Origin of the sequence: Brevundimonas sp. (assembly GCF_035626535.1) — a bacterium.
Lineage (GTDB): Bacteria > Pseudomonadota > Alphaproteobacteria > Caulobacterales > Caulobacteraceae > Brevundimonas.
Genome location: NZ_DASPNO010000036.1, coordinates 1 through 25686, shown reverse-complemented (window position 1 = coordinate 25686; position 25686 = coordinate 1). Strand labels below are relative to the sequence as shown.

At 70.0% G+C, this 25686-nt stretch carries 29 protein-coding genes and 1 pseudogene; 20 read left to right on the top strand and 10 right to left on the bottom strand.

The features are described from left to right. Positions 1–46 precede the first annotated feature (46 nt). Together VEC04_RS05405 and VEC04_RS05400 are read left to right on the top strand one after the other, a co-directional pair. On the top strand, positions 47–2074 hold the full coding sequence (locus VEC04_RS05405; RefSeq protein WP_324774614.1) for a TonB-dependent receptor domain-containing protein: 2028 nt from the start codon (positions 47–49) through the stop codon (positions 2072–2074). Positions 2075–2170: 96 nt separating this feature from the next. Then, positions 2171–2962, top strand: a complete 792-nt coding sequence (locus VEC04_RS05400) for a SapC family protein (RefSeq protein ID WP_324774613.1) — start codon at positions 2171–2173, stop codon at positions 2960–2962. Between the two features lie 98 nt (positions 2963–3060). Here the strand turns inward: VEC04_RS05400 and VEC04_RS05395 are convergent, their stop codons facing one another. Beyond that, complete coding sequence (locus VEC04_RS05395; RefSeq protein WP_324774611.1) at positions 3061–3468, bottom strand: acyl dehydratase; 408 nt, start codon at positions 3466–3468, stop codon at positions 3061–3063. A 10-nt stretch (positions 3469–3478) separates the two neighbouring features. Beyond that, positions 3479–4501 (bottom strand): NADP-dependent oxidoreductase, encoded by a 1023-nt coding sequence (locus VEC04_RS05390; protein WP_324774609.1) that lies wholly within the window; start codon positions 4499–4501, stop codon positions 3479–3481. A 321-nt stretch (positions 4502–4822) separates the two neighbouring features. On the opposite strand from VEC04_RS05390, the gene VEC04_RS05385 reads away from it, so the two are divergent. Further along, positions 4823–5200 carry a hypothetical protein gene (locus VEC04_RS05385; protein ID WP_324774607.1) on the top strand — a complete coding sequence of 126 codons (378 nt, stop codon included), beginning with the start codon at positions 4823–4825 and terminating at the stop codon, positions 5198–5200. 58 nt (positions 5201–5258) lie between these two features. On the opposite strand, the gene VEC04_RS05380 is transcribed toward VEC04_RS05385, so the two are convergent. After that, a complete protein-coding gene (locus VEC04_RS05380) occupies positions 5259–6053 on the bottom strand; it encodes a response regulator (protein ID WP_324774605.1) in 795 nt (264 codons plus the stop codon). Positions 6054–6246: 193 nt separating this feature from the next. Between VEC04_RS05380 and VEC04_RS05375 the strand changes: the two genes are divergently transcribed. The 6 genes from VEC04_RS05375 (at position 6247) to VEC04_RS05350 (ending at position 12313) form a co-directional block, all read left to right on the top strand. Then, the gene (locus VEC04_RS05375) at positions 6247–6444 is read left to right on the top strand and encodes a NepR family anti-sigma factor (RefSeq protein WP_324774603.1); all 198 of its coding nucleotides are present in this window, start codon (positions 6247–6249) and stop codon (positions 6442–6444) included. Further along, complete coding sequence (locus VEC04_RS05370; protein ID WP_324774601.1) at positions 6441–7049, top strand: sigma-70 family RNA polymerase sigma factor; 609 nt, start codon at positions 6441–6443, stop codon at positions 7047–7049. Before VEC04_RS05375 ends, VEC04_RS05370 begins: the two co-directional genes overlap by 4 nt. Before the next feature lies 1 nt (position 7050). Next, entirely contained in the window at positions 7051–8826 is a 1776-nt protein-coding gene (locus VEC04_RS05365) for a sensor histidine kinase (protein WP_324774599.1), read from the top strand. Positions 8827–8862: 36 nt separating this feature from the next. Beyond that, a complete protein-coding gene (locus tag VEC04_RS05360; RefSeq protein ID WP_324774597.1) occupies positions 8863–9000 on the top strand; it encodes an entericidin A/B family lipoprotein in 138 nt (45 codons plus the stop codon). A 165-nt stretch (positions 9001–9165) separates the two neighbouring features. Continuing rightward, complete coding sequence (locus VEC04_RS05355) at positions 9166–10821, top strand: MFS transporter (protein WP_324774594.1); 1656 nt, start codon at positions 9166–9168, stop codon at positions 10819–10821. A 37-nt stretch (positions 10822–10858) separates the two neighbouring features. Beyond that, the gene (locus VEC04_RS05350) at positions 10859–12313 is read left to right on the top strand and encodes an NAD-dependent succinate-semialdehyde dehydrogenase (RefSeq protein ID WP_324774592.1); all 1455 of its coding nucleotides are present in this window, start codon (positions 10859–10861) and stop codon (positions 12311–12313) included. A 3-nt stretch (positions 12314–12316) separates the two neighbouring features. On the opposite strand, the gene VEC04_RS05345 is transcribed toward VEC04_RS05350, so the two are convergent. Both VEC04_RS05345 and VEC04_RS05340 read right to left on the bottom strand, forming a co-directional pair. Next, complete coding sequence (locus tag VEC04_RS05345; RefSeq protein WP_324774590.1) at positions 12317–12724, bottom strand: hypothetical protein; 408 nt, start codon at positions 12722–12724, stop codon at positions 12317–12319. 65 nt (positions 12725–12789) lie between these two features. Then, positions 12790–13266, bottom strand: coding sequence for an Lrp/AsnC family transcriptional regulator (locus tag VEC04_RS05340; RefSeq protein WP_324774588.1), 477 nt, complete (start codon positions 13264–13266; stop codon positions 12790–12792). Between the two features lie 146 nt (positions 13267–13412). Between VEC04_RS05340 and ald the strand changes: the two genes are divergently transcribed. The 11 genes from ald (at position 13413) to VEC04_RS05285 (ending at position 23435) form a co-directional block, all read left to right on the top strand. Next, on the top strand, positions 13413–14531 hold the full coding sequence (gene ald / locus VEC04_RS05335; protein WP_324774587.1) for an alanine dehydrogenase: 1119 nt from the start codon (positions 13413–13415) through the stop codon (positions 14529–14531). A 189-nt stretch (positions 14532–14720) separates the two neighbouring features. Continuing rightward, complete coding sequence (obgE, locus tag VEC04_RS05330; protein ID WP_324774585.1) at positions 14721–15779, top strand: GTPase ObgE; 1059 nt, start codon at positions 14721–14723, stop codon at positions 15777–15779. 48 nt (positions 15780–15827) lie between these two features. Beyond that, positions 15828–16805 carry a DUF6624 domain-containing protein gene (locus VEC04_RS05325; protein WP_324774583.1) on the top strand — a complete coding sequence of 326 codons (978 nt, stop codon included), beginning with the start codon at positions 15828–15830 and terminating at the stop codon, positions 16803–16805. A 53-nt stretch (positions 16806–16858) separates the two neighbouring features. Beyond that, complete coding sequence (locus VEC04_RS05320) at positions 16859–17047, top strand: hypothetical protein (RefSeq protein ID WP_324774581.1); 189 nt, start codon at positions 16859–16861, stop codon at positions 17045–17047. Positions 17048–17118: 71 nt separating this feature from the next. Continuing rightward, entirely contained in the window at positions 17119–17847 is a 729-nt protein-coding gene (locus tag VEC04_RS05315) for a nicotinate-nucleotide adenylyltransferase (protein ID WP_324774579.1), read from the top strand. An 81-nt stretch (positions 17848–17928) separates the two neighbouring features. Continuing rightward, positions 17929–18348 (top strand): ribosome silencing factor, encoded by a 420-nt coding sequence (gene rsfS / locus VEC04_RS05310; RefSeq protein ID WP_324774577.1) that lies wholly within the window; start codon positions 17929–17931, stop codon positions 18346–18348. A gap of 9 nt (positions 18349–18357) precedes the next feature. Then, the gene (rlmH, locus tag VEC04_RS05305) at positions 18358–18822 is read left to right on the top strand and encodes a 23S rRNA (pseudouridine(1915)-N(3))-methyltransferase RlmH (protein WP_324774575.1); all 465 of its coding nucleotides are present in this window, start codon (positions 18358–18360) and stop codon (positions 18820–18822) included. Then, complete coding sequence (locus VEC04_RS05300; protein WP_324774573.1) at positions 18822–19892, top strand: murein hydrolase activator EnvC family protein; 1071 nt, start codon at positions 18822–18824, stop codon at positions 19890–19892. The genes rlmH and VEC04_RS05300 overlap by 1 nt, the downstream gene beginning before the upstream one ends. Before the next feature lie 215 nt (positions 19893–20107). After that, complete coding sequence (locus VEC04_RS05295) at positions 20108–21478, top strand: S41 family peptidase (protein ID WP_324774571.1); 1371 nt, start codon at positions 20108–20110, stop codon at positions 21476–21478. A 188-nt stretch (positions 21479–21666) separates the two neighbouring features. Beyond that, complete coding sequence (locus VEC04_RS05290) at positions 21667–22854, top strand: divergent polysaccharide deacetylase family protein (RefSeq protein ID WP_324774569.1); 1188 nt, start codon at positions 21667–21669, stop codon at positions 22852–22854. 107 nt (positions 22855–22961) lie between these two features. Next, positions 22962–23435, top strand: coding sequence for an RNA pyrophosphohydrolase (locus VEC04_RS05285; protein ID WP_324774567.1), 474 nt, complete (start codon positions 22962–22964; stop codon positions 23433–23435). Here the strand turns inward: VEC04_RS05285 and VEC04_RS05280 are convergent. From VEC04_RS05280 to VEC04_RS05260, 5 genes and pseudogenes are all read right to left on the bottom strand, one after another. Next, positions 23432–23932 (bottom strand): hypothetical protein, encoded by a 501-nt coding sequence (locus VEC04_RS05280; protein WP_324774565.1) that lies wholly within the window; start codon positions 23930–23932, stop codon positions 23432–23434. The genes VEC04_RS05285 and VEC04_RS05280 overlap by 4 nt on opposite strands. Further along, positions 23929–24174 carry a DUF1272 domain-containing protein gene (locus VEC04_RS05275; RefSeq protein WP_324774563.1) on the bottom strand — a complete coding sequence of 82 codons (246 nt, stop codon included), beginning with the start codon at positions 24172–24174 and terminating at the stop codon, positions 23929–23931. Before VEC04_RS05275 ends, VEC04_RS05280 begins: the two co-directional genes overlap by 4 nt. A 29-nt stretch (positions 24175–24203) precedes the next feature. After that, positions 24204–24524, bottom strand: a complete 321-nt coding sequence (locus tag VEC04_RS05270) for a multidrug efflux SMR transporter (RefSeq protein WP_324774561.1) — start codon at positions 24522–24524, stop codon at positions 24204–24206. Positions 24525–24728: 204 nt separating this feature from the next. Next, positions 24729–24998 carry an ATP synthase F1 subunit epsilon gene (locus VEC04_RS05265; protein WP_324774559.1) on the bottom strand — a complete coding sequence of 90 codons (270 nt, stop codon included), beginning with the start codon at positions 24996–24998 and terminating at the stop codon, positions 24729–24731. A 2-nt stretch (positions 24999–25000) separates the two neighbouring features. Further along, positions 25001–25686: pseudogene (locus VEC04_RS05260) on the bottom strand (F0F1 ATP synthase subunit beta); the annotation flags it as partial.

The following is a 25686-nucleotide window of genomic DNA, read 5'->3' as shown; positions in this document are numbered from 1 at the left end:
TGATGTTATTTCATAACACTATACCTCCCGTCGTAAGGCTCCCCGCATGATCTCCCACCGCGCCCTCCTTCTCGCCGCTGCAAGCTGGACCGCCCTCGCCGGCGTCGCCGCCGCCCAGACTCCGCCGCAGCAACGGGAGATCGTCGTCGAGGACGTCATCGTCACCGGCGCGCCGTTCGGCGTCACCGACCGCGCCAGCCTGCTGGCCGTCGACGTGCTGGACGAAGAGGATCTGGCGGTCGCTCCGGCCGCGACGCTGGGCGATCTGGTCAACGGCCTGCCCGGCGTGCGCAGCACCAATTTCGCCCCGGGCGCCAGCCGGCCGGTGATCCGCGGCCTGTCCGGCCCCCGCGTGCAGGTGCTGACCAACGGCCTCGGCATGATCGACGCCAGCTCGGTCTCGCCCGACCACCAGGTCGCGGTCGATCCCGGCGAGGCCCGGCGCATCGAGATCGTGCGTGGGCCCTCAACCCTGGTGTTCGGCGGCTCGGCCATCGGCGGCGTGGTCAACATCATCGACGACCGCATTCCGACGGAGCGGGCCGACGGCGTTGACGGCCACGTCTCGGCCCAGGCCTCCACCGTCGACGACGGAAGCAGCTTCGGCGCGCGGCTCAAGGCCAACGCCGGGCCGCTGGTGCTGACCGTCGACGGCTTCACCCGCGACTCCTCGGACTACGACGTTCCGGTCTTCCCGGAATCGCAGGCGTTGCTGGACGAGGAGGGCGAGACCGCCGGCGACGAACGCACCGTCCACAACACCTCCGTCCAGCTCGACCAGTACGGCGCCGGCGCCAGCTGGATCGGTTCGCGCGGTTTCATCGGGGTCTCGGCCAAGCACGTCGACACCACCTATGGTGTGCCCGGCCACGAACATGAACCCGATCCGCTCGATCCGGACGCGCACGAGGAAGGCGTCTCCATCGGCCTGGAGCAGACCCGCTACGACCTGCGCGGCGAACTGACCTTCGCCAGCGGCCCGTTCAGCGCCGCCCGCCTGTCCGCCGGCTGGGCCGACTACGCCCACACCGAGTTCGAGGGCGACGAGATCGGCACGCAATTCTTCTCCGACGGCGCCGAGGGCCGCTTCGAACTGATCCAGCGCGAGCGCAACGGCTGGCAGGGCGTGATCGGGGCCCAGCTGCTGGACCGCACCTTCGACGCGGTCGGCGACGAGGCCTATGTGCCACGCACCGACATCAGCGAGCAGGGTCTCTACACCGTGCAGCGCTTCGACCGCGGCGGCCTCGGCTTCGAAGGTGGCCTGCGCCTCGACAAGCGCTCGCTGGAAAGCCTCGCGGCCGAGCGCGACTTCACCAATGTCTCGGCTTCGGCGGGCCTGTTCTTCCGCCCCGCCCCGCCCCTGTTCCTCGGCCTCAGCGTCGCACGCAACGAGCGCGCGCCGAGCGAGGTGGAGCTGTTCGCCGAGGGAGCCCACGTCGCCACCGGCGCCTTCGAGGTTGGAGACATCGACCTCGACTCCGAAGTCGCGACGTCCGTCGAGGCGACCGTCCACTATGCCCAGGGTCCGTTCGAGTTCGACCTGCATGCCTATGCGGCGAACTACGACGGCTTCATCGACCTGCGGCCCACCGGCGTGGACGATGTCGATTCCGGCCTGCCCATCTTCGAATACGTCCAGACCGACGCCGAATTCCGCGGCTTCGAGGCCGAGGCCGACTACCGCCTGTGGGAGAGCGGCCAGCGCAGCCTGACCCTGACCGGGGCCGCCGACTGGGTGCGGGCGACCACCGACCTCGGCGCCGCCGCGCGCATCCCGCCGTGGTCGGTCACGGCCGGACTGGAGTGGGCCTCGCGCCGGTTCGACGCCGGGCTGGAGGTTCGCCACGTCGGCGAACAGGACCGCACGGCCGCCTTCGAACGGCCCACCGACAGCTACACCCTGGTCAGCCTGAACGGCGCGATCCGGCCGTTCGCCGACCGGAACGTCACGGTCTTCGTCGAGGCCTCCAACCTGACCGACGCCGAGGCGCGCGAACACGCCAGCTTCCAGAAGGACATCGCGCCCCTGCCCGGACGCAGCCTGCGGGCCGGGGTCACCTGGCGGTTCTGAGGCGATGCGCCGGTGAGGGGAACCGCGTTTGCCGCCCGGGACCGTCTGGGCTAGAAGCGCGCTTCCCCTTTTCCATCCAGAGCTCGTTTCGCGTCCATGACCGACACCACCGCCACCGCTTCGCTTTCGGGCAACGTCCTGTTCTACGGCAAGCCGGAGCCGCTCTCCGTCGAGGCGCACAGCAAGCTGGGCGTTGATTCGGTCGAACAGCCCTACGCCTTCGCGGCCAACACCAACATCGTGCCCCTGACAGTCACCGAGTTCGCGCCGGCGGCGCTGAGCTATCCGGTGATCTTCGTCGGCGACGCCCGCCAGCCCGTCGCCGTCATGGGTCTGCGCCAGGGCGAGAACCTGTTCGTCGACGAGAAGGGCGCCTTCCGCGCCGAGGCCTATATCCCGGCCTACATCCGTCGTTACCCGTTCGTCTTCGCCAACGACGAAGTCCAGAAGCGCCTGATCCTGTGCATCGATCGCGACGCCGCCTTCGTCAAGGAAGGCGGCGCCACGCCGCTGTTCGCCGACGGCAAGCCCTCGCCCTACGTCGAGCAGGCCATGGAGTTCTGCAACAATTTCGAGCAGGAGCGCCTGCGCACCGAGGCCTTCGTCAAGCTGCTGACCGAGCTCGACCTGCTCGAGACCCGCGAGGCCGTGTTCAATCCGCGCAACCCCGACGGCACGGCCGCCGCTCCGCAGAAGATCGCCGAGTATTTCGCCGTGTCGGAAGAGAAGCTGAAGGCCCTGCCGGCCGACAAACTGGCCGAGCTGCGCGACAACGGCGCCCTGGGCCAAATCTACGCCCACCTCGTCTCGCTGCTGGGCTGGGACCGTCTGATCGCCATCGCCTTCCAGAAGGCCGCCGCGGCCCAGCCGGCCGCCGGCAACGCCTAGGAAGGCGGCAGGCGTCAGGCAACAGGCATCAGGGCGGCCCGCTTCGGCGGGTCGCCCTTTCGCCAGACGCGATGTTTCTGCTGCCTGTCGCCTGCTGCCTATCTGCGGGCCAGCAGCGCCCGGGTCAGGCAGGAGAAGATCAGCCGGCCGGCTTCGTCGAGCAGGTCGTGCTGGGCGATGACGATGCCTTTCTCGTCGCCGACCGGATCCTTGCCCATGACCGTCATCCGCCCGCGCATCAGCTCGCCCGGGGGTGGATTGCGCATGTAGCGCAGCCCGTCGACGGCCAGCACCTTCGACTGGGCCCAGCCCGAAACCTTGTCGGCGAACAGCCGGCTCCACAGGGCGTAGACCATGGCGTCGGGCGCGCCGTAGGAGACGTCCCACCCCGGCGAAAACCGTTCGACGAAGAGGTCCATGGCGGCCGGGTCGACCATGCAGGCGCCCAGGGGGACGACCTCGCCCACGGCCAGATCCTCGAAATGGACGTGGAGCGGTTCGCTCATCGCAGGCCCCTCAGCCGGCGGGCTCTTCGGAGACCCGCACCAGGAGCTTGCCGTCGTGATCGCCCGTGAACAAGCGGTTCAGCGAATCCAGCGCATTCTCGAGGCCGTCGTCGACGTGGACCTTCCATTTGACCTGGCCGCTGTGCAGCCAAGGCCCCATCTCGGCCACCATCTCGCGGGCGCGGGGCGCGTAGTCGAGCACCAGGAAGCCCTGCACCCTCAGCCGGTGGGTGATGAGGCGGGCGAAATTAGGCGACGGCGGCGCCTTGGTGGCGTTGTAGGCGGAAATCAGGCCGCAGACAGCCATCCGGCCGTGGGTCTTCAGCCGGTTGAAGACGGCGATCATGATGTCGCCGCCGACATTTTCAAAATTCAGATCCACGCCGTCCGGCGCCAGCCGGTCCAGCGCCTCGCCGACATCCTCGTTCTTGTAGTCGATGGCGGCGTCGAACCCGAGCTCCTCGGTCAGCCAGCGGCACTTGTCCGGCCCGCCGGCTATGCCGATGACGCGAGCCCCGCGCGCCTTCGCCACCTGCCCCGCGATCGAGCCGACCGCGCCGGCCGCGGCCGAGATCACCATGGTCTCGCCCGCCTGCGGCCTGAGCACGTCGGTGACGCCGAAATAGGCGGTCAGCCCGGTCATCCCGAGCACCGACAGATTGGCCGTCAGAGGCATGCCCGGGGCGCGGTGGACCGGCCGCAGCTCCATCTCGGGCACGACCGCGTAGTCGGCCCAGACGCCCGACAGCGGCGTGACGATGTCGCCGACCCGGAAACGGCTCGACCGGCTTTCCTCGACCACGCCCAGCGTCAGGCCGCGCATCACGCCGCCCAGCGGCACCGGCGGCAGATAGCCCTCCGCGTCGTTCATCCAGGTGCGGTTGGTCGGGTCCAGGGACAGATAGACGGTGCGGACCAGCACCTCCGACTCGTTCAGCGCCGGAACGGGCGACTCGACCAGCTCCAGATCGCCGGGCTGGACCAGTCCCCGGGGCCGCTGGCGCAGCACCCACTGCCGATTGACGCGAGCCATGGACGATCTCCGCAGGTTTTCTTTCAGGACGGGCCATCATGACCGGGCCGCACGGACTGTCCAGCGCGGGGCGAAGAAAAAGGCGGGCCGCAAAGGGCCCGCCTGAAGTGGCATCATCGAGAATGAGGCGCGGAGGCGACAGACTGGTTTTCACCAGTCTCAAGTCGGGGGGGCGTCGCCGCCTCCGCAGACCGATAACGGCGGCGCCCGCAGGCGGTTCCCGCGGTTTCGAACTTTTTTCGCTTCGCGCGCGAGCGCCGGAACGGCCGCGCTGGCGAGGGCGTTCACCTCGCATAGCGTAATCGATGTCGGAGGCCCGCCATGACCCATGAATCCCCCCACGACCGGGCCGCCGACGCGGTCCACGAGGGCCGGCCGGTCGAGGCCCAGTACGTGCGCGGCGGCCGCGGCGGCGTGCGCATCCTGGCCCTGCTGCTGATCTCGCTGGCGGCGGTGGCGATCCTGCTGCTGGGCATGTGGTTCGTCAGCCAGGGCGGCTTCGCCACGACCAACGCCAACGACGGTGACCAGGCCGTGGACGCCGCCGCCTTCCAGACCGACCCGGTCGAGATCCCGGCGGCCGACGCTCCGACCACGGCGACGGGGCAGCCGACCAATCCGCCGACCGGCGAGGCGCAGAACGTCAACGCCCCGGTGGTTTCGGCCGAACCGTCCTCCGCGCCTCCGCCGACGCCGTAATCCGGAACAAAAAAGCCCCGGTCCTGCGACCGGGGCTTTCCTCTGTCTGTCAGGGAGTTCAGGCCGCTTCGCGCTGCCGCGAAGGGTGGAAGAACAGCGCCTGGCTGATCGCCGCCTTCACCGTTTCCGGCTGGAACGGCTTGGTGATCAGGAAGGTCGGTTCGGGCCGTTCGCCGGTCAGCAGCCGCTCGGGGAAGGCGGTGATGAAGATCACCGGCACGTCGATCCGCTTGAGGATGTCCTTGACCGCGTCGATGCCCGACGAGCCGTCGGCCAGCTGGATATCGGCCAGCACCAGGCCAGGGCGGTTGCGGGCGACGGCGTCGACGGCCTCGTCGTGGGTGGTGGCGGTGCCGGTGACGCGATGGCCCAGCTCCTTCACCAGACTTTCAATGTCGGCGGAGATGATCGCCTCGTCCTCGATGATCAGCACGTCCGTGGCCAGTTCGGCGTCGATGTCCGACTGGGCCTCGGCGATCAGCCGTTCCACATCCATGGCGTCGGCGTCGAGGATCTGGGCCGCCTCGGACGGGGTGAAGCCCTCGAGGGCGGTGAGCAGGAAGGCCTGCCGCGAGCGCGGCGCGATCTGCATCAGGCGGCGCGAGGCGTCGTCGCGCCCCTCGATGCCGCTCTTGTCCTCCAGCTGGGCGCCGGTCGAGGCCCAGATGGCGTGAAACACGTGGTAGAGAGCGACCCGCGGCGTCATGTCCGGCGGCAGCTGGCGTTCGCCGGCGGCGAGCGCTTCCAGAGCCACCCGCACATAGTTGTCGCCGGTGGTCTGGTCGCCGGTCAACGCACGGGCATAGCGGCGCACATACGGCAGATGCGGCGCGAGACGGGCCAGCAGGCTCATATAATCTTCCCCGACAAAAAGCGGTCCTTCAGAATGGGACCTCGGCAGGTCCGGTCAACGTATCAAATCGGCCACGGTTCCCGCCCCCGCAACAAAGCTTGAGCATTAATCCGCCGTAACCTAGGAACCGTCCTTCGACGCTGGCGTTCTCGGCAATCGCAGCAACAGCGTCAGGGTGGCGGCCGTTCATTCGATGACAGACAATTCGAACCCCTCCCGCAAGGCGGCGCCCCCGGGCGGTCCCGCCCTCGAGGAAGCGCGCCTTCGTCAGCAGGCGATCGGGGTGAAGCTTCGGCACATGTTCGACGAAGTCGTGAACGAACCGGTTCCCGACGAGTTCCTCGACATCCTCCGCCGGGCCGATGAACGCTCGAGCGGGAGCGGCGCATGAGCGGCGCCTCGACTCCGCCGCCCAAGCCTCCCTCCGCCGACGACAACGCCTTCAAGAGGGAGCTGGTCGCGCTGATTCCGCACCTGCGGGCGTTCGCGCGCACGCTGACCGGCGACCCGACGGCGGCGGACGACCTGGCGCAGGACGCCATGATGAAGGCGTGGGACGCCCGCGCCAGCTATCAAATGGGCACCAACATGAAGGCCTGGACCTTCATGATCCTGCGCAACCAATTCTACTCGGAGAAGCGCCGCTCGTGGCGCCAGTCGCAGCTCGACCAGGAGGCCGCCGAACGCACCCTGGTGGCCGTCGACGATCCGGAGTCGCCCGTCGCGCTCGACGAGCTGCGCCTGGCGCTGGCCACCCTGCCGGAAGAGCAGCGCGAAGCCCTGATCCTCGTCGGAGCGGGCGGGTTCGCCTACGAGGAAGCGGCCGAGATCTGCCAGTGCGCCGTCGGCACAGTGAAGAGCCGCGTCTCCCGCGCCCGCAAGGCGCTGCAGGCCACGCTGGAGCGCGGCGGCTACGCCCGCGACGGCCGCGCCGCCGGCGACGCCATGCGTTCCATTCTCGCCGACGCCGATCGCCTGAGCAGCGTCCGGGGCTGAGGTGGTCCGCCTCGGGCGAGCGCTCGGTCGGGGGCTGGCTCCGCCACAGTTCCACGGCATTCGCTTCCGCCTCGGAGCCGCGCTGGCCTTCGCCCTCTTGCCGGTTCTCGCGCTCGGCGCCTTCCAGGCCGACGCCCAGTTCCGCGTCCAGGATCGCCAGCGCCGCGACGACCTCCAGCTCGCCGCAGAACGGACCGCCGCCAACGTCAAGAGTCGGCTGGACAGCACCACCGTCCTGCTCCAGGCCCTCCGGCCCGAGGCCCTCGAACTGTTCTGTGAACCCCGGCTCACAGGCCTGGTCCAGCGCATCGAGGACCTGGACGGACTGGCGCGCCTGTCGCCGACCGGCGAGACCGCCTGCGCCTCACAGCAACTGGGCGCCGCCGCCCCGGCCTGGCTGGCCCAGGCGCGCCCGTCGCCGTGGTTCCAGCGCCTGCGCAGCGGCGAGGACACCGTCCTGGCCCGCGCCCCCGTCCGGCCCGGAGAGGCTCCCGGACTGATCGTGGCCATCCGGCTGGAACGGCCGCTCGGCGCCTTCGACGGAGCCATGGTGGCGGTGATCCCGCTGTCGGCCCTGCAGCCGGACATCGCCGACCGGGCCCTGCCGGAGGGGTCGCAAGCGGCGCTTACCGATGGCGAGGGCCAGATCCTGACCGCGACCGACCCCGAGGCCTTCGCCCTGTCGCGGGGCCGCAGCGTCACCGGCTGGGTGGACCGGGCGCGGCGCGATGCCTCGGCCATCTTCGAGGCCGACGACGCCGAGGGCCGCCGTCGCGTCTACGCCGGCGCGGCCCTGGCCGGGCGCGACGTCTACGCCCTGCTTTCGGCCCCCGCCCCGGGGCTGCTGTCATGGGCCCGGCTGAACCCGGTCGGCGCCTTCCTCGTCCCGCTGCTAGCCTGGCTGATCGCCTTCCTGTCGGTGATGTGGGTGTCAGAGCGGATCGTGGTCCGCTGGCTGGTCTATCTGGAGCGCGTCGCCGCCATCTATGCGCGCGGCCGCTTCTCGGTGCGCCCGGTGCAGGCAATGAACGCGCCGGCCGAGATCCGCGTCCTCGCCCGCACGCTCGACGACCTCGCCGACACCATCACCACCCGTGACACCGCCCTGAACGCCTCGCTCGAGGAGAAGGACGCGTTGATGCGCGAGATCCATCACCGGGTGAAGAACAACCTGCAGATCATCTCGTCCCTGCTGTCGATGCAGCAGCGCGCGCTGAGCGATCCGCAGGCCAAGGCGGCCGTAGGCGACACCCGCCAGCGCATCTCGGCCCTCGCCCTGATCTACCGGACCCTCTACCAGAGCGCCGACCTGCGCTACGCCGACGCCCGCATCTTCCTGACCGAACTGGTCGGCCAGCTGGTCTCCAGCGAGGCCGGGCGCGGACCCGTGGTGACCTCGTCGGTCGAGGCGGACTCACTCGTCGTCGATCCGGACAAGCTGGCGCCGCTGGCGCTGTGGCTGGTCGAGGCGGTGACCAACGCCCAGAAGCACGCCTTCGCCGGCCGCGGCGGCTCGCTCAAGGTCCGGTTCCGGGTCCAGGGCGAGACCAGCGTGCTCGAGGTCGAGGACGATGGGCCCGGCGTCAGCGAGACGTTCCGGGCCGGGGTCGGGCGCACCCTGATGGGAGCCTTCGCCAAACAGCTTCGGGGCGATGTCGAAATCGTCTCGGCCCCGGAAGGCGGAACGATCGCCCGCATGACCTTCGCGACCCCCGAGGCGGTGACCCCGACCGACCCCGCCGACCTTGGAACCCCGTCCGCGTCGCGACGTTCTTGAACACACGCCGCTCCCCCGGCGCCAGGAGATCGCAACATGCGGAAGATATTCATTCTGTTCGCGGCCGCGGCCGCCCTGACCACCGCCGCCTGCAACACCATTTCGGGCGTCGGCCGCGACGCCTCGGCCGCCGGTGACGCCGTCACCGACGCCGCGGAAGACGCCAAGAACTGAGTTCGGGTTCCCGGCCGCGGCTCTCCCCCGACACGCGGTCCGGTCGAAGAAGGCCCGCCCGGAAGTTTCCGCCGGGCGGGCCTTCGCTTGTCCGGCCCCGTTCACCCCGCTTGCGCGCATCCACGGCGGCGCTAGCATCGCGTCCGACGCCGGGGGACGTGACGCATGACCGAGGAAGCGACGAAGGCCGCGCCGGGCCTGAGAACGGTGGTGGCGGCTTCGGCCGCCGGCACCGCCTTCGAATGGTATGACTTCTTCATCTTCGGCTCGCTGGCCGGGGTCATCGCCCACCATTTCTACGCCGAGGTCAGCGAGGCCACCGGCTACATCCTGGCGCTGCTGACCTTCGGGGTCGGCTTCGTGGTCCGCCCGCTCGGCGCCTTGGTGTTCGGCTGGTTCGGCGACAGGACGGGGCGCAAGACCACCTTTCTTGTCACCATCACCGTCATGGGCGTCGCCACCGTAGCCATCGGCCTGCTGCCCGACTACGGCGACATCGGCGTCGCCGCCCCGATCCTGCTAATCCTGATGCGGGTGCTGCAGGGCTTCGCGCTGGGCGGCGAATACGGCGGGGCGGCCATCTATGTCGCCGAGCACGCGCCGGCGAGGCAGCGCGGCTTCCTGACCGGCTGGATCCAGACCACCGCGGCCCTCGGCCTGATCGGCGCGCTCGGCGTCATCCTGATCACCCGCAACATCGTCGGCGCCGAGGCCTTCGACGAGTGGGGCTGGCGCATCCCCTTCCTGCTGTCCGCCCTGCTGCTCGGCATCTCGCTGTGGATCCGGATGCGGCTGGACGAGAGCCCCGCCTACCGCCGCATGGAGGCCGAGGGCGGCGAGCGCCGCGCCCCCTACCGCGAGGCCTTCCTGCAGTGGAACAACGGCCGCTTCGTGCTGCTCGCCCTGTTCGGCATCATGATCGCCCAAGGCGCGGTCTGGTACTGCGGCTATTTCTACACGCGCTTCTTCATGGAGCGGATCCTCAAGGTCGAGACCGCCACGGTCGATATGATCATGCTGTGGCTGACCGTGGCCTCGGCCGGGCTCTACGTCTTCTTCGGCTGGCTGTCCGACAGGATGGGGCGCAAGCCGGTGATGCTGTTCGGCATGATCCTGGCCCTGGTCGCCTTCTTCCCCGGCTTCCACGCCCTCACGAAGGCGGCCAATCCGGCCCTGGCTGAGGCCCAGGCGTCGGCGCCGGTGACGGTGGTGGCCGACCCGGCGTCCTGCGCCCTGCAGTTCGATCCGGTCGGCAAGACCGCCTTCGCCAGCTCCTGCGACATCGCCAAGAGCGTGCTGTCCAACGCCGGGGTTTCCTACGTCAACGTCGAGGCCCCGCCGGACCGCGTCGCCACCGTGCGCGTCGGCGCCGCCGAGGTGATCTCGGTCGAGGGCGAGGGCCTCGCGCCCGCCGACCTCAAGGCCGCCCGCGCCGACGTCGAGACGCGCATCAAGGCGGCTCTGGCCGTCGCCGGCTATCCCGACAAGGCCGACCCCGCGCGCATGAACCTGCCGCTGATGTTCGCCATCCTGATGATTTTCATCGTCGCCGCCACGGCCCTGTACGGCCCGCAGGCGGCGGCGCTGGTCGAGCTGTTCCCGACCCGGGTGCGATACACGGCCATGAGCCTGCCCTACAACATCGGCACCGGCTGGGTCGGCGGCCTGCTTCCGGCCGCCAGCTTCGCGCTGGTGGCGGCGTCGGGGAACATCTATTTCGGCCTGTGGTATTCGGTCGCCTTCACCCTGATCGCCGTCATCGTCAGCCTGCTGTGGCTGCCCGAGACGCGCGGGCGGGACCTGAACACGATCCAGACCTGAGGCGTTTCCCTTCCGCCTTCCCGACCGGACGACGACCATGACCGACGCCAAGGGCCGCGACGCCGGCCTCGACCTGTTGCGCGAGCACGCCCTGATCGCCGGCGAGCCGGTCACCTCGCCCGAGCGCATCGCCGTGGACGACCCCGCCACCGGCGAAATCCTCGGCCACGTCCCCGACCTCGGCGCCGCCGAAACCGAACGCGCCATCCGGTCCGCGCATGACGCCTTTCCTGCCTGGTCGCGCTCAGACCCGCACAAACGCGCCGCCTTCCTCCGCGACTGGGCCGGGCTGATCGATGAAAACGCGGAGGGGCTCGGGGCCCTGATGGCGCTCGAGAACGGCAAGCCGTTCGAGGAGGCCAGGGGCGAGGTCGCCTACGCCAACAGCTTCATCAAATGGTTCGCCGGCGAGGCCGAACGGTTGATCGGCGAGACCCAGGACAGCCCGCTGGGCCACGTCATCCTGACCTTCCGCGAGGCGGTCGGCCCCTGCGCCTTCATCACCCCGTGGAATTTCCCGGCCGCCATGCTGACCCGCAAGCTGGGGCCCGCCCTGGCCGCCGGCTGCACCGCCGTGGTCAAGCCGGCCAGCCAGACGCCGTTCACCGCCATCGCCGTGGCCGGACTGGCCTATCGGGCGGGCCTGCCCAAGGGCGTGCTCAGCGTCGTCACCGGCGACGCCGCGATCATCGGCGGCGCGCTCACCGCCTCGCCGCTCATCCGCAAGCTCAGCTTCACCGGGTCGACCCCCGTGGGCCGGCTGCTGGCCGAGCAATGCGCCCCGACCCTGAAGCGGGTGTCGATGGAGCTGGGCGGCGCCGCGCCGCTGATCGTCTTCGCGGACGCCGACCTCGACCTCGCCGTGGCCGAGACCATCAAGGGCAAGTTCCGCAACTCGGGCCAGACCTGCGTCTGCCCGAACCGGGTCTATGTCGAGGCGTCCGTGGCGGAAGACTACGCCGCCAGACTGGCGAGGGCGGTGGCGCAGATCCCCGTGGGCGCCGCCTTCGAACCCGGCGTGAAGGTCGGGCCGCTGATCGAGGACAAGGCCGTCGCCAAGGTCGAGGACCATCTGGCCAGGGTGCAGGCCTCCGGCGGCCGCATCCTGACCGGCGGCGGCCGCCACCTCCTCGGCGGCCGCTTCTTCCAGCCGACCGTCACCCTCGGCGGCGACGACGCCCTGTTCCGCCGGGAGGAGACCTTCGGCCCGCTGATCCCGGTCTTCGCCTTCGCCGGCGAGGACGAGGTGCTGGCCAGGGCCAACGACAGCGAGTTCGGCCTCGCCTCCTACGTCTTCACCCGCGACCTCGACCGTGCGATGCGGATCGGCCGCCGCATCGAGGCGGGCATGTGCGGCGTCAACACCGGCATCATCTCCACCGCCGTCGCCCCCTTCGGCGGCGTCAAACAGTCCGGCTACGGCCGCGAGGGCTCGGTCCACGGCATCGACGAATACGTCGACATCAAACAGGTGACGCTGGCGCTGAAGTGAGGCTCAGACCTTCTTCAGGCTGGCCACGAAGGCCTCGACTTCGTCCATCAACCAGTCAGCACCGTCCCACCAGAAGCGCGCCAGGGCCTCATGGTTCAGGCGCACCCATTCCATGGCGAGGGGCGCCATGCGGGCGAAGGCCCTGTCGTCGAACTCGTTCGACTTGGCGACCACCCGGGGCTCCGCAGCGACCGCCACCGAGAAACTCGGCTGATGGCGCCCGGGTTTTACGTAACACTTGATCCTCGGTCCGTGACGGCCCATCGCCGTGGTGATTGTCACTACGCCGTTGATGCCGGTATGCGCTTCCCCCAGATTGGCCATCTCGAAGATGTCCTCTTCGCCGAGCGCGCTCAGCTCCTCGTCGAGCGTCGGCTCGCGATCGATCCAGACGGCGATGTTGTCATTCATGCCCACGCCTTCGATAAACGCCTCACGCCGCGCCGGTGTCAAACGATTGCAACCTGAGCGAGCAACTAAACCGGCAGCGCCCCCCGCTTGACCACTGTCCGCATGGCCACGCTGGACGACACCCGGGTCACGCCGGGTATCCGCGTCAGCTCGCGCGAGTGGACCCGCTCCAGGTCGTCGACGTCCCGCACCACCAGCCGCAGCAGATAGTCCGAACCGCCGGTCATCAGATAGCATTCGACCACCTCGGGCACGGTCGAGACGGCGGTCTCGAAGGCCGTCAGCGACGCCTCCGCCTGCGACGACAGGGTGACCGTGACGAAGACGCTGATCGGCAGGCCCACGGCCCGCTCGTTGATGATGGCGGTGTAGCGGCTGATCACATCGGCCGCCTCCAGCGCCCGCAGGCGGCGCAGGCAGGCGCTCTCGGACAGGTTCACCGCCTTGGCCAGATCGGCGTTGGTCATGCGCCCGTCGCCCTGCAGGGCGCGGATCATCTTGCGGTCGGTGTCGTCGAGGGCGACGGCGGAAATGGTCTTCAAAACAGAACATCCTTCGCAGATTCTGCGACTGTATGCCGTTCATGCGGCGAAAAGAACAGGAACCTGCGCTCGCACCCTCGCTAGATTGCCGCCCGACGCGAGGCGGCCACAGAGCCCGCCCGCACCCCGTCGGAAGAGGAATCCCCATGCGCGTCGGCGTCCCCACTGAAATCAAGAAGAACGAACACCGTGTCGGCCTGACGCCGACCGCCGTGCGCGAATACGTGGCTCACGGCCACACCGTCTCGGTGCAGGAAGGCGCGGGCCTCGGCGCGGGCTTCACCGACGCCGACTTCAAGAAGGCCGGGGCGAATATCGTCTCTGACGCCGCCGAAATCTTCGCGAACAACGACATGATCGTGAAGGTCAAGGAGCCGCAGAAGGTCGAGTGGGAGATGCTCCGCGAAGACCAGATCCTGTTCACCTACCTGCACCTCGCGCCCGATCCCGAGCAGACGAAGGGTCTGCTGGCCTCGAAATGCGCCGCCGTGGCCTATGAGACCGTGACGAACGCGCAAGGGGGTCTGCCGCTGCTGGCTCCGATGTCGGAAGTCGCCGGCCGGATCGCCGTCTTCTCGGCCGCCGAGACCCTGCTCAAGCACAACGGCGGCATGGGCCTGCTGTTCTGCGGCGTCCCCGGCGTGGCCCCGGCCCGCGTGCTGGTGCTGGGCGGCGGCGTCGTCGGCCTCAACGCCGCCCGCATGGCCATGGGCCTCGGCGCCGAGGTGGTCGTGCTCGAGCGCTCGATCCCGCGCATGGCCTATATCGACGAGGTCACCAACGGCCGCGTCATCACCCGCTACTCCTCGATCGGCGCGGTCGAGGAGGAGATGGTCAAGGCCGACGTCATCATCGGCGCCGTGCTGGTCCCGGGCGCCGAGGCGCCCAAGCTGATCAAGCGCGAACACCTCAAGCAGATGAAGCCCGGCTCGGTGCTCGTCGACGTCGCCATCGACCAGGGCGGCTGCTTCGAGACCAGCCGCGCCACCACCCACGAGGATCCGACCTACGTCATCGACGGCGTCGTCCACTACTGCGTCGCCAACATGCCGGGCGCCGCCCCGCGCACCTCGTCGGAAGCCCTCAACAACGCCACCCTGCCGTTCGGCCTGGCGCTGGCCGACCACGGTCTCGACGCGCTGAAGAAGAACCCCCACCTCGCCCGCGGCCTCAACGTCCTCAAGGGCGAGATCACCTACCCGGCGGTGGCCGAGGCCATGGACATGCCGTGGAGCGATCCGTTCGGCGTCTGGGCGAAGGGATAAGCTGACGCCCCTCTCCCCTTGCAGGAGAGGGAGACCGCACACGGCGGCGCAGCCGTCGTCCTCGTGCGGTCGGGTGAGGGGTCTCCGGCCGGGTCCGGCACGACCCCTCATCCGACCCGCTCCCGCAAGGGGAGATGGACGCGCGGTCCCCGCCTGTAATTCGCCGCGCTTTTCCTACATAAGCCCGCGATGAAGTTTCTCGACCAGGCCAAGATCTATATCCGCTCCGGCAACGGCGGCGCGGGGGCCGTGTCGTTCCGGCGCGAAAAGTTCATTCCCAACGGCGGCCCGGACGGCGGCGACGGCGGCAACGGCGGCAACGTCTGGATCACCGCCGTCGAGGGGCTGAACACCCTGATCGACTACCGCTACCAGCAGCATTTCAAGGCCCAGACCGGCGTCCACGGCATGGGCCGGCAGATGCACGGGGCCAAGGGCGAGGACGTCATCCTCAAGGTCCCGGTCGGCACCCAGGTGCTCGACGAGGACAAGGAGACCGTGCTGCTCGACATGGACCACGCCGGCAAGACCGAGCTGCTGCTCAAGGGCGGCAACGGCGGCTGGGGCAACGTCCGTTTCAAGGGCCCGTCCAACCAGGCCCCGACCTACGCCAACCCCGGCCAGGAAGGTCAGGAGCGCTGGATCTGGCTGCGCCTGAAGCTGATCGCCGACGTCGGCCTGGCCGGCCTGCCCAACGCCGGCAAGTCGACCTTCCTCGCCGCCGCCTCGGCCGCGCGCCCCAAGATCGCCGACTATCCGTTCACGACGCTGGTGCCGAACCTCGGGGTGGTTGACCTGTCGGCCACCGAGCGGTTCGTCATCGCCGACATCCCCGGCCTGATCGAGGGCGCCCACGAGGGGGCCGGCATCGGCACCCGCTTCCTCGGCCACGTCGAGCGTTCGGGCTGCCTGATTCACCTCATCGACGGAACCCAGGACGATGTCGGCAAGGCCTACCGCATCATCCGCCACGAGCTGGAGGCCTACGGCGCCGGCCTCGCCGACAAGCCCGAGGTTCTGGCCCTGAACAAGATCGACGCCCTCAGCCCCGAGGTGCGCCAGGAGAAGGCCGCCGAACTGGAGGCCGTCGCCGGCCGCCGTCCCATGCTGGTCTCCGGCGTCTCGGGCGAGGGCGTCACCGAACTGCTCCGCGCCGCCTGGACCGAGGTGCGCAAGGACCGCGGCGAGATCGCCCCCGCCGAGACGGATGAGACGGTGGTCGAAACCCCGGGCGGCTGGGCGCCTTGATTTCGGCGGGAAGCGACGCTGTTCTTCCCGGGTAACGGGAGGGGTTTCGTGGTTCGTCTCATCAGAGTGCTCGCGGCCTGCTGCGCCGCCATGTCCCTGTCCGCCTTCCAGGCCGCCCCGCCCGAGCTGCCGCCGCACCTTGCGGCGCTGGCCGAAGATGCCGCGGCCGCCCGCACCTTCGACTATATGGCGCTGAAGAGGTCGGGCCTGGACTTGCGCGCCCTGTCGGACGCGGTTGATCTGGGAGCCCGCGGCCGCTGTCTCACCTCCGGTGAGGAGGAGCTGCAGATGGGGCTGTCCGCCGCCCTTGCCGCACCCGACGCAGCGACATTCGAGGCGGATAAGCTCGCCGCCGCCGGCGCGCTCGCCCGCTGGGATGCGTACGCGGAAAAACTGGCCGGCGGCTATCAGGAACCGGAACAGCCTTTCGCCTCGGTGGCCAGCTGGTATCGGGGCATGGCCCGCGCCGCCACGGAGCGCGAACGCGAACTCTACCGGCGCGCCGCCCTGGATCAGATGACCCGTCATGGCTTCGGAGCGGGCCCGAAGGTTTGGGGAGAGCTCACGCCGGGCGCCCAGGCCCGGATGCTCGGCCATCTCCGCCACCGGATGTGCGGGATCGACAGCGACAACACGGCCTGGCTGAAAGCCGACCTCGCCGCCAACGGCTGGTACCGCCTGTCCGCCTTCCATCCGGCCGCCAGCAATGCCGCCTGGCTGATGATCCAGCACGCCGACCGCGATCCGGCCTTCCAGCAGGAGATGCTTGTCATGCTCGAGCCGCTCGCCGCCGAGGGAGAGATCGAACCTTGGGATTTCGCCTACCTGTTCGATCGGGTGGCGGTGAACGCCGGCCGCCCCCAGCGCTACGGCAGTCAGGGCCGCTGCGTGGCCAGGGGCGTCTGGGCCCCCATCGATCTTGAGGATCCCGAACGGGTGCAGGCCCTGCGCGACGAGAACGATCTCGGCTCCTTGGCCGAATACACAGCCCACATGCATCAGTTCTGCGCCGACTTCGAAAACTGAGGAGGGGAACGCAATCCCGCGGCCGCTCCTTTCCTCGTGAAAGGAGCCCCGTCATGAGCGATCAGAAGCCCATCCAGACCGAAGGCCGCGACGATAACGGCGCCATTCCGCTGGGCCGCCCCGACGCCTCGACCTCGGACGCCGAGGTCAAACGCAACGCCGAGCGCGAGAAGCGGAGCGCCGGACCCGACGGTCCGGACGCCACCGAGGTCGGCGACACCTTCAAGCGGTCGCCCGGCTGAAGGCCCGCGACATGGCCGCTGCGGCGTGTTAGGGCGCTCGTGAGCATAAGTCGCCCAGCCGCGAGCCCGCCTTGCCCTTCTTCCACGCCGGTCCCGCGCCCAAGGCCTTCGGCCCCCGACCCGGCGCCCTGCGCGACGGTCTCGATCTCCGGCCGGGGATGAAGGTGGGAATCTTCGGCGGCTCCTTCAATCCCGCGCACGACGGCCATGCCCATGTGGCGGAGACGGCCCTGCGTCGGCTGGACCTCGACCGCGTCGTCTGGCTGGTGTCGCCACAGAACCCCTTGAAGGACGCTCGCGAGAGCGCTCCTCTGGCCGCGCGCATGGCCTCCGCCCGCGCCGCCGCCGCCCACGCCGCCGCCGGTCCTTCGATGATCGTGTCCGATTTCGAGAGTCGCATCGGCACCTACTGGACCATCGACACCCTGCGCGCCCTGGTCGCCCGCCATCCCGGGGTCCGGTTCGTCTGGCTGATGGGCTCGGACAATATGGCGAGCTTTCATCGCTGGCGGGGCTGGACAGACATCATGCGCCTGATGCCGGTGGCGGTGATCGCCCGGCCGGGCTCCGAGCTGGACAGCCGCGCGGCCCCGGCCGCCGCCCGGTTCGCCTCCGCCCGCGTTCCCGCCTCCCGCGCCCGCTTGTTGCCGCACCTCCAGGCTCCCGCATGGGCCTATCTCACGGCGCCGCTGAACCATCGCTCCTCGACGGCTCTCAGGGCCCGCGCCGGTCAGTGGGAACCTCGCCGCCCGGCGCAACGCGTGACGCCCCGGGCCGTTTGTGCTAGACTGCCCCTTTAGTAATCTCCCTGGAGCCCTCCGCTGACCCCCTCGCCCGCGCACGATGCGCAAGACAGCGCCGTCTCGAACACGGCGCATGAGATGGACCCCATCACGCCCATCCATTCCGAAGACGGTCCGCCCGAGAACGGTCACCAGGCTCCCCTTCCCGTCGGCTCAACCGCGCTGGAACAGGCGATCCTCTCGCGCCTCGACGACGACAAGGCCCAGGACATCGTCCTCATCGACCTGAAGGGCAAAAGCCCCATGGCCGACACCATGATCGTCGCCTCCGGGCGCTCGCACCGTCACGTCGGCGCGCTGGCCGACCACCTGCAGCGCACGCTGAAGGAACAGGGCCTCGGCAAGGTCAAGGTCTCGGGCCTGCCGCACTGCGACTGGGTGCTGCTCGACGCCGGCGACGTCATCGTCCACCTGTTCCGGCCGGAAGTCCGCGCCTTCTACAATATCGAGAAGATCTGGTCGGTCGACAGCGGCCACCGCGTCGACGCCCGCGCCTAGAGCGGCCCCGTGAAGCTGGCGGTCATCGCCATCGGCAAGCCGGGGCGCGGCCCCGAGGCGACGCTGGCCGCCGACTACGCCGAACGCGCCACCCTGGCCGGCCGCGCGCTGGGACTCGGCCCTCTCGAACTGATCGATCTGGAAGCCCGCAAGCCGGGCAGGGCGGCCGAGGCCGAACTGATCCTCAAGGCCGCCGAGGGGGCGCACCTGATCGCCTGCGACGAGCGGGGCAAGACCTTCTCCAGCCGCGCCTTCGCCGATCACATCGCCGGCCTGCGCGACCGCGGCGAGCGGCGGCTGGCCTTCGCCATCGGCGGGGCCGACGGGCTCGACGGCAACGTCCGCGCCGCCGCCGCCTCGACCCTCGCCTTCGGCCCCCAGACCTGGCCGCACGCCCTCGCCCGGGCCATGCTTGCGGAACAGCTGTATCGCGCCGTGACCATCCTGGCCGGATCGCCCTATCATCGCGACTGATGCGTCGCGCCGCCCTCCCCCTCGTCTTCGTCCTGACGGCCCTGCCTCTGGCCGCCGCCGCCCCGCAGCCGGCGGAGATCGGCCGTCTGCAGGCCGAGTTCCGCGACGAGCGCGCCCGGGCCCTGCGTCTTCGCGCCGAGGCCGCCGACGCCGCCGCCGAGATCGCCCGGCTCGAACGTGAGCTGGCAGCGCTCGGGGCCGACGTCGCCGCCGGCGACGCGACCATCGCCGCCCAGCGCGCCCGCCTGCGCAGCCTCAGCGACCGCGAGGCGGCCCTGGTGGCCCAGCTGTCGCAGGCCCGCGGCCGCCAGACCCGCCTGCTCTCCGCCCTGCAGATGATGAGCCGCCGTCCGCCGCCGCCGCTGCTGGTCCCCGCCGACAAGGCCGTCGACACGGTCCGAGCCGCCATCCTGATGAAAGCCGTCGCGCCCGAACTCCAGGCCCGGGCCCGGGCGCTGGCCGACCGTCAGGCCGAGATCGTCCGCGTCCGCCGCCTCGCCGCCCTCAACAGCGAGGCCCTGTTCACCGCCGAGAGCGCCCAGGGCGACCGCCGCGCCCGCGCCGAGGCCCTGAGCGCCCGCCAGACCCGGCTCCGCGCCGTCCTTCGCGCCGAGGCCGAGACGGCCGAACGCGCCGCCCGCGCCCTGGAGGCCCGGCTGCGGGCGCTGGGCGGCGCCGTTCCCGCCGCCGACGCCGAGGCTCCGCCGGTGACCGCCCGCCGTCCCGCCGGCCGCGACCGTCTGACGCCGCCGGTCGAGGGCGCGCCGTCGATCCGCTTCGGCGAGGGCTCGAGCGGCTGGCGCTGGCGCGGCGATGGGCTGGAGGTCCGCGCCCCCGCCGCCGGCCGCGTCGCCTGGACGGGCCCTCTGAGCGGCTGGGGCCAGGTGGTCATTCTCGATCTCGGCCCCGGCTGGCGGGCGGTGATCTCCGGCCTCGACGAGACCGCCGTGGAAACCGGCGACCGCGTCGCCGACGGCCAGTCGCTGGGCCGCTCGGGCCCTGCCGGCGAGATCGGCTTCGACCTGCGCCGCGACGAACGCCCGGTGGATCCAGGGCCGTGGCTGCGCTGAGGGATCAGGCAGCAGGCGGCAGGCGACAGGATCGGGGCCTCAGACACCTTCGTCCCCGTGGCCTGTCGCCTGCTGCCTCGCAAGCGAATCCGCTTCCCATCCCCCGATGACGCTGATTTTATCGGCGGACCGGCGATCGGTCACGATTTGGTCGCCGGAGGCCTCATAACCTGTGTTGTTCAGGCCGCCTCCCCGGCCCGCTGGAAGAAGACCGTATGCGCAAGTTGCTGATGATCGGCGCCGCCGCCGCCACCGTGGTCGGACTGGGCGCCGCCACCACCGCCGGACAGACGCCGCGCAACGAGGCCTTCCGCCTGATCGGCCTGTTCGGCGACGCCCTCGCCACCGTCGAGCGCGACTACGTCGTGCCGGTCGACGACAAGAAGCTGATCGAGGCCGCCCTGCAGGGCATGATGGGGGCGCTGGATCCGCATTCGTCCTACTTGCCGGTCAAGGGCTACGCCGACCTGCGCGAGCGCACCGAGGGCCAGTATTCCGGCGTCGGCCTGACCATCTCATCCGAGGGCGGGCTGGTGAAGATCATCTCGCCGATGGACGGCGGCCCCGCCGCCCGCGCCGGCGTCCAGGCCGGCGACGTCATCTCGGCCATCGAGGGCCAGAACTCCACCGGCCTGACCGTCAGCCAGGTTTCCGAAAAGCTGCGCGGCGCCCCCGGCACCTCGGTCAAGGTCACCTTCCTGCGCGACGGCGAGGAGCCGCGCGAGGTCGTCCTGACCCGCGAGATCATCAAGATCGACTCCGTCACCGGCCGCGTCGAGGGCGACTTCGGCGTGCTGCGCATCTCGACCTTCAACGAGAACACCGGTCGTGAGCTGGAACAGACCATCGCCCGGCTCAAGACCGAGAACCCCGCCATCAAGGGCTACGTCCTCGACCTGCGCAACAACGGCGGCGGCCTGCTCGACGCGGCCATCGCCGTCTCTGACGCCTTCCTCGAGCGCGGCGAGATCGTCAGCCAGCGCGGCCGCCGTCCGGAGCAGATCCTGCGCTACGCCGCCCGTCCGGGCGATCTGACCGGCGGCCTGCCGGTGGTGGTGCTGATCAACTACGGCTCGGCCTCGGCCTCCGAGATCGTCGCCGGCGCCCTCAAGGACCACCAGCGCGCCACGATCATCGGCCTGACCAGCTTCGGCAAGGGTTCGGTGCAGAGCGTCATCCCGCTCCGGGGCGGGGCCGACGGGGCCCTGTCGATCACCACGGCGCGCTACTACACGCCGTCCGGCGCCTCGATCCAGAAGATCGGCATCGAGCCCGACCTCGAGGTGGCCCGTTCCGAGGCCGAGGCGCGCATCGTTTCGCGCTCGAATTTCATCTATTCCGAGGCCGCCTACGCCACCGCCCTGGACGCCTCTATCGGGGCCGAACGCAAGGGGCCGCACGTCCCGCACGAGGCCCCCGGCGAGAGCTGGGACAAGGACAAGGACTACCAGCTGGAGCGCGCCTACGACGTGCTCCGCGCCGGCGGGAACCTGACGCAGCTGGCGGCCGCTCCGGAGGGCATCGTCGTCACGCCGCCCGGCACCGCGATGGCCGCCGCGGACACCCCGGCGGACGAGACGCCCTGAAGCGAGGAGCAGGCAAGTCCACAGGACCGCGCCTGCGAGCCTCCTCGTCTTCCTGCTGCCTGCTGCCTGATCCCTTGCCCACGGCATAGCTAACACCGCGTTAGGGTTTCTTAACCGACGCACGGCCAATGTGGGCCTTGAAGGCGTCCGTCCCGCGGACCCCCGTTCGAGCGCCCAGTTCCTTGCCCATGTTCGCCAAGCGCCAGTCCGTCCTCGCCGCCACCGCGGGCGCCCCGCCCGCCCGCCGCTCCGTGGCCGAAACCCTCGCTCCCGTGCTCCGCGTGCTGAAGAGGCCGCCGGTCGCCGTCGCCGGCGCCGGAGTGCTGCTGCTCGGAGCCGCCGCCCTCTTCGTCACCGTGCTCGGCGACCCGCGCGCCGGCGCCCCGTCGGCCCGCGTGGCCCTCAACCGCCCCGCGGCCGAGGCTCCCGTGCCCACTGGCCTCGAGGCCTTTTCGCTGGACGGCTCGGGCCTCTATCAGGATCTGACGGCTGACGGCGAGCCCGGCCTGCTGGGCGAAGCGGTGATCACCCTTCCGGACGGCGCCACCGTTTCGGGCTCAGGCGCGCCGGTCACCGCCCCTCGCATCGCCGCCCAGCCCCTTCCCGCCGCCCCCATCGCCGGCCTCAGCCAGCCGGGTCCCGAGGGTCCGCTGCCGCGCATCGCCCCCGACGGTCGGGTTCCGGCCCAGGCCTACGCCCGGCCCTTCGTCTCCAACGGCAATCCCAAGGTGGCCCTGATCGTCGGCGGCCTCGGCCTCAACGCCGTGACCACCCGAGCCGCCATCGAGCGCCTGCCGGCCGAGGTCACCCTCAGCTTCGTGCCCTATGCCGAGGGCCTGCAGGGCTGGATCGATCTCGCCCGCGCCCAGGGGCACGAGGTGATGCTGGAAATGCCGATGGAGCCCACCGGCTATCCGGCCAACGATCCCGGCCCCTACACCCTGCTGGCCAACGCCGAGGCCGCCGACATCCAGGCGAAGATGAACTGGCTGCTCGGTCGCGCCACCGGCTATTTCGGCGTCACCAACTACCTCGGCGACCGCTTCGCCACGTCCGACGCCGGCATGACCGCCTTCATGACGGTGCTGCGCCAGCGCGGCGTCGCCTTCCTCGATGACGGTTCGATGAGCCGCCGCCCCGGCGCCTGGTCGCGCGCCAGCGCCAACCGCATCATCGACGAGCAGCAGTCCCCTACCGCCATCATGGGCCAGCTCAACGCCCTGGAGGCCCTCGCCAAGGCGCGCGGGTCGGCGCTGGGCACGGGCTTCAGCTATCCGGTGACGGTCGAGGCCGCCGCCCGCTGGACGGCCGGACTGAAGGACCGCGGCCTGCAACTGGCCCCGGCCTCGGCCTTGGCGAACCGGCCGGGACGGTAGGCAGCAGGCAGCAGGCAGCAGGCAGCAGGCAGCAGGACACGGAGCCCGGTCTGCGCTAATCAGCAACCCACCCTTTTTCCTGCTGCCTGTTGCCTGATGCCTCATCCATGACCGACCTCTCCCTCTACCGCCCCAACGTCGGCGTCGTGCTGTTCCATCCGGACGGCCGGGTCTGGTACGGGCGGCGCGCCAACACGCCGGGGCCGCACAACTGGCAGTTCCCCCAAGGCGGCGTCGACGAGGGCGAGGACTACGAGGCCGCCGCCCGCCGCGAACTGGCCGAGGAGACCGGCGTCACCTCAGTCGAGTTGCTGGCCAGAACCGGGGAATGGATCGCCTACGCCTTCCCGGCAGACTACGGCGGGAGCAAGCAGGCGCGCGGCTTCGCCGGCCAGAAGCAGAAATGGTTCGCCTTCCGCTTCACCGGCGACGAATCGGAGATCGATCTGGAACAGCACGCCGAGATCGAGTTCGACGCCTGGCGCTGGGGCCGCCTCGACGAAGCCCCCGACCTGATCGTCCCCTTCAAGCGCGCCGCCTACGAGCAGGTGGTGCAGGCGTTCACACCGCTGATCGTCTAGGACCCGCCCCACAGGAACCAGCCCAGCAGGATCAGGGCGTTCCAGACGCCGTGGGCCAAGGTCGTCGCCATGACCGCTCGTCCGCGTTCCTGCGCGATCGTGACTGTCGAGAACCACGCCCCGAGAAGCGCGAAGCACAGCCCATGGCCCAACGCGTGGACGTCTGCGCCGTGAAGCGCCCACCCCGCCGCGCCCGCGAACGCGACCAGCGCGGCAGACCCCACGAGGCCTCGAACACGATGAAGGGCCAGACTCGGCAGATAGAACAGCAGCAGCGTCTCGACGAACGGGATCAGCGCAGCGCTGACGGTGAGCTCCCGAATGAGGGTGAGACCGGTCTTTGTCTCCGGCGTCGTCGCCTCACCGGCGCGAAACGTCGGCACGGCTTCAGGGAGCGCCAGAGCCAGCCCGATCTTCACCCCGAGCAGGACGAGGACGCACAGCCCTCCCACCAAGGCCGAGCTGACCCAGACGTGTCGCAGGGGCCAAGCTTTCAAGCCGCTCCGCACCCCTCCGGCTTCAGCACCCGCTTGGTCGAGGCCGGATATTTCGCCATCAGACGCGCCGGCCGGATCGGCCGAGGGACGAAGCCGCCGCCGCAGTTGGGACAGACGCCCTTCAGCGTCCCGTCCGCGCAATCGGCGCAGAAGGTGCATTCGAAGGTGCAGATGCGCGCGTCCGGACTGTCGAACGGCAGGTCGCGGTCACAGCATTCGCAGTTGGGTCTGAGTTCGAGCATGGCGGTCTCCCGCCGCCGACGCTACACCGTCACTGCCCCGGCGCCAGCCGCATCAGCACGATGCCGGCGATGATCAGCCCCGCCGCCAGCACCCGCCAGAGGCTGACGTGCTCCTGCAGGAGGACGGCCCCGACGATGAAGGCTCCGACCGCGCCGATGCCCGTCCACACCGTATAGGCCGTGCCCATCGGCAACGACCGCATGGCCACCGCCAGCAGGGCGAAGCTCACCCCCATGAAGCCCAGCGTCGCCACGCTCGGCCACAGGCGGGTGAACCCCGCCGACTGCTTCATGAAATACGCCCAGACGACTTCCAGCAGTCCGGCGATGATCAGATAGGTCCAGGCCACGCGCGGCCCTCCTCTCAAAGGGCCGGGCCGTCCCGGGCTTGGTCCCCCCGGATGACTCGATCCGGGCGGGAGCGAGGACGTGGCCTCGTCTTGCAGGGGCTATCTAGAACCTGCGGCGCGGGGGTCAAGCGCCGCCGCCGCCTGACAAAAAAGCCGGCGACCGAATCGCGGCGCCGGCTTTTCAGGATTCCACAGGCGCTGGCCTTACGCCGCCGCCACTTCCGAGGCCTGCTCGGCCAGGATGGTCAGGCCGGCCGGGGTGACGTCGGCGAAGCCGCCGTGCACCTCGAACTGGCGGCGCGAGCCGCCGTCGATGACCGTGACCACGCCTTCGCGCAGGGCGGTCATGAAGGGCGCGTGGTCGGCCAGCACGCCGAAGTCGCCCTCGACGCCCGGCGCGTCGACCTGGTCGACGAGGCCGGTGAAGACCTCGCGTTCAGGCGACACCAGCGAGAAGCTGAGCTTGCCGGCCATTATCAGGCCGCCTCGGCCAGCTTCTGGGCCTTCTCGACGGCTTCCTCGATGGTGCCGACCATGTAGAAGGCGGCTTCCGGCAGGTGGTCGTATTCACCGGCCACGATGCCCTTGAACGAGCGGATCGTGTCTTCCAGCGAGACGAATTTGCCCGGCGAGTTGGTGAACTGCTCGGCCACGAAGAACGGCTGCGACAGGAAGCGCTGGATCTTGCGGGCGCGGGCCACGATCAGCTTATCCTCTTCGGAAAGCTCGTCCATGCCGAGGATGGCGATGATGTCCTGGAGCGACTTGTAGCGCTGCAGGATCGCCTGGACGGCGCGGGCGGTCTCGTAATGCTCCTGGCCGACGGTGCGCGGCTCGAGCACGCGGCTGGTCGAATCGAGCGGGTCGACCGCCGGATAGATGCCGAGCTCGGAGATCGCGCGGGAAAGCGTGGTGGTCGCGTCCAGGTGAGCGAACGAGGTGGCCGGCGCGGGGTCGGTCAGGTCGTCGGCCGGCACGTAGATCGCCTGGACCGACGTGATCGAGCCCTTGTTGGTCGACGTGATCCGCTCCTGCAGCGTGCCCATGTCGGTCGCCAGGGTCGGCTGGTAACCGACCGCCGACGGAATCCGGCCGAGCAGCGCGGAGACTTCCGAGTCCGCCTGGGTGAAGCGGAAGATATTGTCGATGAAGAACAGAACGT

Coding starts and splice junctions, on each gene's coding strand:
- VEC04_RS05285 (WP_324774567.1), top strand. CDS start 22,962: ATGACCGACCTCTCCCTCTACCGCCCCAACGTCGGCGTCGTGCTGTTC.
- VEC04_RS05290 (WP_324774569.1), top strand. CDS start 21,667: ATGTTCGCCAAGCGCCAGTCCGTCCTCGCCGCCACCGCGGGCGCCCCG.
- VEC04_RS05320 (WP_324774581.1), top strand. CDS start 16,859: ATGAGCGATCAGAAGCCCATCCAGACCGAAGGCCGCGACGATAACGGC.
- VEC04_RS05375 (WP_324774603.1), top strand. CDS start 6,247: ATGACAGACAATTCGAACCCCTCCCGCAAGGCGGCGCCCCCGGGCGGT.
- VEC04_RS05275 (WP_324774563.1), bottom strand. CDS start 24,174: ATGCTCGAACTCAGACCCAACTGCGAATGCTGTGACCGCGACCTGCCG.
- VEC04_RS05265 (WP_324774559.1), bottom strand. CDS start 24,998: ATGGCCGGCAAGCTCAGCTTCTCGCTGGTGTCGCCTGAACGCGAGGTC.
- VEC04_RS05390 (WP_324774609.1), bottom strand. CDS start 4,501: ATGGCTCGCGTCAATCGGCAGTGGGTGCTGCGCCAGCGGCCCCGGGGA.
- obgE (WP_324774585.1), top strand. CDS start 14,721: ATGAAGTTTCTCGACCAGGCCAAGATCTATATCCGCTCCGGCAACGGC.
- VEC04_RS05350 (WP_324774592.1), top strand. CDS start 10,859: ATGACCGACGCCAAGGGCCGCGACGCCGGCCTCGACCTGTTGCGCGAG.
- VEC04_RS05380 (WP_324774605.1), bottom strand. CDS start 6,053: ATGAGCCTGCTGGCCCGTCTCGCGCCGCATCTGCCGTATGTGCGCCGC.
- VEC04_RS05400 (WP_324774613.1), top strand. CDS start 2,171: ATGACCGACACCACCGCCACCGCTTCGCTTTCGGGCAACGTCCTGTTC.
- VEC04_RS05395 (WP_324774611.1), bottom strand. CDS start 3,468: ATGAGCGAACCGCTCCACGTCCATTTCGAGGATCTGGCCGTGGGCGAG.
- VEC04_RS05370 (WP_324774601.1), top strand. CDS start 6,441: ATGAGCGGCGCCTCGACTCCGCCGCCCAAGCCTCCCTCCGCCGACGAC.
- rsfS (WP_324774577.1), top strand. CDS start 17,929: ATGGACCCCATCACGCCCATCCATTCCGAAGACGGTCCGCCCGAGAAC.
- VEC04_RS05385 (WP_324774607.1), top strand. CDS start 4,823: ATGACCCATGAATCCCCCCACGACCGGGCCGCCGACGCGGTCCACGAG.
- VEC04_RS05345 (WP_324774590.1), bottom strand. CDS start 12,724: ATGAATGACAACATCGCCGTCTGGATCGATCGCGAGCCGACGCTCGAC.
- VEC04_RS05405 (WP_324774614.1), top strand. CDS start 47: ATGATCTCCCACCGCGCCCTCCTTCTCGCCGCTGCAAGCTGGACCGCC.
- VEC04_RS05355 (WP_324774594.1), top strand. CDS start 9,166: ATGACCGAGGAAGCGACGAAGGCCGCGCCGGGCCTGAGAACGGTGGTG.
- VEC04_RS05360 (WP_324774597.1), top strand. CDS start 8,863: ATGCGGAAGATATTCATTCTGTTCGCGGCCGCGGCCGCCCTGACCACC.
- ald (WP_324774587.1), top strand. CDS start 13,413: ATGCGCGTCGGCGTCCCCACTGAAATCAAGAAGAACGAACACCGTGTC.
- VEC04_RS05295 (WP_324774571.1), top strand. CDS start 20,108: ATGCGCAAGTTGCTGATGATCGGCGCCGCCGCCGCCACCGTGGTCGGA.
- VEC04_RS05300 (WP_324774573.1), top strand. CDS start 18,822: ATGCGTCGCGCCGCCCTCCCCCTCGTCTTCGTCCTGACGGCCCTGCCT.